The organism is Ferruginibacter sp. (assembly GCF_014377975.1).
Classification (GTDB): domain Bacteria; phylum Bacteroidota; class Bacteroidia; order Chitinophagales; family Chitinophagaceae; genus Ferruginibacter.
The window spans coordinates 1-3,634 of the sequence record NZ_JACMOO010000231.1 but is presented as its reverse complement, the minus strand read 5'-3'; the positions used below and the strand labels follow the sequence as shown (position 1 = coordinate 3,634).

At 37.0% G+C, this 3,634-nt stretch carries 5 protein-coding genes and 1 pseudogene; all 6 read left to right on the top strand.

Features of this window, described 5'->3' with window-relative positions; all coding sequences use genetic code 11:
• A pseudogene (locus tag H7254_RS12515) lies at nucleotides 1–491 on the top strand (TIM-barrel domain-containing protein); the annotation flags it as partial.
• Between the two features lie 194 nt (nucleotides 492–685).
• Nucleotides 686–1,099 (top strand): very short patch repair endonuclease, encoded by a 414-nt coding sequence (locus H7254_RS12510; protein ID WP_301933287.1) that lies wholly within the window; start codon nucleotides 686–688, stop codon nucleotides 1,097–1,099.
• Between the two features lie 109 nt (nucleotides 1,100–1,208).
• On the top strand, nucleotides 1,209–1,433 hold the full coding sequence (locus H7254_RS12505; protein WP_301933286.1) for a helix-turn-helix domain-containing protein: 225 nt from the start codon (nucleotides 1,209–1,211) through the stop codon (nucleotides 1,431–1,433).
• Entirely contained in the window at nucleotides 1,430–2,680 is a 1,251-nt protein-coding gene (locus tag H7254_RS12500) for a DNA cytosine methyltransferase (RefSeq protein ID WP_301933285.1), read from the top strand. The genes H7254_RS12505 and H7254_RS12500 overlap by 4 nt, the downstream gene beginning before the upstream one ends.
• Nucleotides 2,681–3,457: a DUF3883 domain-containing protein gene (locus H7254_RS12495; RefSeq protein ID WP_301933284.1), complete on the top strand. Its 777-nt coding sequence runs from the start codon at nucleotides 2,681–2,683 to the stop codon at nucleotides 3,455–3,457.
• Nucleotides 3,450–3,634, top strand: a 185-nt coding sequence (locus tag H7254_RS12490; protein ID WP_301933283.1) for a hypothetical protein, incomplete at its 3' end; no start/stop codon positions are given. The genes H7254_RS12495 and H7254_RS12490, both read left to right, overlap by 8 nt.

Genomic DNA, 3,634 nt, shown 5'->3' with positions numbered 1-3,634 from the left:
TTACTTGTCCGGACATGATTGGCGGCGGTGATTTTGTATCCTTTTTAAATCTTACTTCGCTCGACCAGGATTTAATTGTTCGTTCGGCACAATGCCATGCCATGATGCCCATGATGCAATTTTCTGTAGCGCCCTGGAGGGTGCTGGATGCTGTTCATTTAAGCGCTGTTAAAAAAGCAATTGCCCTACGGGAGCAGCAAACAGCCCTCATTGTACAATTGGCAAAGGAGGCCGCCCTTACCGGCGAACCCATTATACGACACCTGGAATATGTATTTCCCCACCAGGGTTATGCAGGTATAAAAGACCAGTTTATGTTAGGCAATTCGATGATGGTTGCACCCCTGTTGGAAAAAAATAAATTTACCCGGGATGTAATAATACCACCGGGAAAATGGAAAGCAGATGATGGAAAAATAATTAAGGGGCCGGTAAAAATATCGATAAAGGTTCCATTGGATCGCCTGCCTCATTTTCAAAAAATGGAATAATTAAAATTGGAGGTTGTAGGCAGCTCACTACAAAACGGATACTCATCCGTTGTTGTACCATAAATAAAATATATTTTTTTGAGCCCGGCGAAATCGCTTTGTGCAGCTTCGGTGGCGTCGCACTCTTCATCAAAAAATCTTTATTGAACTTTTATCACATAATTTGTTAAAAGCAGGCATTGTAACTTTGTCACATGCCCGATGTACATAGCGTAGCAACCCGTAGTTATAATATGAGCCGGATTAAGGGAAAGAATACAAAACCGGAAATGCTGGTTCGTAAATTTTTATTTGCAAATGGTTTCCGGTACAGACTGCACAGTAAAAACCTACCGGGAAAGCCGGATATAGTGTTGCCAAAGTATAAAACCGTCATTTTTGTTCATGGATGTTTCTGGCATGGGCACGATGAGTGTAAATATTTTGTTGTACCCAAAACAAGAACCGACTGGTGGCTCAATAAAATTAATGGCAACAAAGCAAATGATGCAAAGAAGGTACAAGCCTTAGAGCAAGCGGGATGGAAAGTGCTTGTTGTTTGGGAATGCCAGTTAAAGCCTGGTAAAATAGAAGAGACATTGAATTTAATTCTTAGAAATCTAGTGTGAAATAATCCACCTATACACATCCGCCCCTTTCCCCACTACCAATTAAATATTTTATCAACAGTGTTCTAGAGTATACCGTATTCCAGAACACACCATAATACATTTACTCATGGACATTAAAATTGCCATTGGGGAGAGAATTGCTGAATTAAGAAAGGCAAAAAATCTCTCTCAGCAACAATTTGCTTACGAAGCCGAAATAGAAAGAAGCTACCTATCACATCTGGAAAAAGGAAGAAAAAATATTTCAGTTGACATGCTTATGAAGATTACTACTGCACTGAATGTTTCAGTAAAAGAATTTTTTAAACCAGAAGTATTTAATAATAAATGATAAAGAAGTTGAATTTTATTGACCTCTTTGCGGGCGCAGGAGGTTTGTCCGAAGGTTTTATCAGAGCTGGTTTTAATCCTATTGCCCATGTGGAGATGGATGAGGCAGCATGCTATACATTGAAAACAAGAACAGCATATCATTATTTAAAAGGCAAAAAAAAATTTGATGAGTATGTGAAATACCTCAAAGGAGAAATTAACAGGGCAACTTTATATTCCTCTGTTCCCGAAGAAGAGATGAACAGTGTTATCAACTTGGCGTTGAGTGATGAAAACAATCCTGCAATTTTTAAACGCATTGATAAGCTTTTACAAAAACAACCGGTTGATTTAATTATTGGTGGACCACCTTGCCAGGCATATTCATTGGTGGGGAGGGCAAGGAGTGCTAACGGAATGGAAACTGATCCACGTAATCATTTGTATTTGCAGTATGCAAAATTTCTTAAGAAGTATAAGCCTAAAATGTTTGTGTTTGAAAATGTATTGGGATTGCGTTCTGCTGATGGTGGCGGATACTTTAAAAAGATGGTTAAAGAGTTTGATAAAAAAGGATATGGAGTTAAAGATTTTTTATTTAATGCCTGTGATTTTGGTGTATTGCAAAACCGGAAAAGAATTGTATTAGTTGGTTACAGAAAAGATTTGAATATAACGGTACCGGGCATAGAACCAGTTTTTGATAAACAGTTTAAAGTACAATCCATCTTTCAGGATTTGCCAAAGTTACAGGCAGGACAGGGAAAAGATAAAGGTGATAAATATGCCAGCGATAAGAATGATTATTTAGATAGTGCCCACATACGCAATGGCATTGATGTACTTACTCAGCATGTAAGCAGACCTCATACAGACCAAGACAAAGAAATTTACCGAATAGCAGTTGATTTGATGAAACAAGGTGATAGGCTAAATTATATTAATCTGCCTGAAAAATTAAAAACACATAAAAACCGCCATTCCTTTTTCGATCGGTTTAAGGTTGTAAATGCAGAAGCAGTAGCAGCACAAACAGTAGTAGCACATATTGCAAAAGACGGACATTATTATATACACCCTGATAAAAAACAGAACAGATCAATAAGTGTGAGAGAAGCAGCAAGACTACAATCTTTTCCCGATGACTTTTATTTTGAAGGAGTGAAAGAGGGGAGGAACAGAACTGCAGCTTTTAAACAGATTGGGAATGCAGTGCCACCACTGATGGCGCAAAGTATGGCTAAAGTTATAAAAGATATTTTTTAGATGAACACTAACCTGCTTGCAATAATAGTTGCATTTTATCTCTCGAAATTTAATAAAGAGGGGTTAAATAATTTAGGTTTTAAAAACGATGCGGATGCATTTGAAACAACTGCAAATGTCCTAGGGGTAAAAAAGAATTATGTGAAGTTTAGAAGAGATGAATTTGATCCAATCCATCCATGGAGGAAAGGATGGCAAAGACCTATGGACAGTAGAATTATAAAATCAATAGAGGCTTTACAGGACATAGAAGAACCAGACTTAAGAGATATCGTAATGAAAATTCTACATGATAATAATTATCGATACAGTGATGAAGTAAAAAAAATAGCATCTCTTTTCTCTGAAGAAAAAAGCGAAAAAGTTGCAATTGGCAAATTTATTTTGAGGGCTCCAACGGGAAGAGCTGCAGAGGATTTTTTTATCAAATACTTTTCAGAATCTAAGAAGCCTATTGAAGGAAATTTAATTGATTGTAGAGATTTAGGAGTTGGCTATGATTTTAGAATTGAGGCTCATGATGAAATATTTTTCGTGGAAGTAAAAGGGCTGTCAGATTTTTCTGGCGGGGTTCTTTTCACAAGTAAAGAATGGATTGTAGCACAAAATGAAGGAGACAATTTCTTTCTATGTGTAATATCAAATATCAGCGAAATACCTGAAGTACTATTTATACAAAACCCGGCAAAAAAGTTAAAGCCCAAGAAAAATATTTACACTACGATTCAAATTAGTTGGAGTGTAACAGAAAAGCAACTTACTCTATTAAATGATTGATTATTCTCTATATAAAACTACCCCAGCCACTCCCGAAGCCTCTTCAATGATTGAAACCTTCCGGGCAATCGGTTATAGCATTCAAGCAGCTGTGGCTGATATTATTGACAATGCAGTTTCAGCTAATGCTAAAAACATTTGGGTTGATTTTGAATGGAAAGGTTCTGACACATGGCT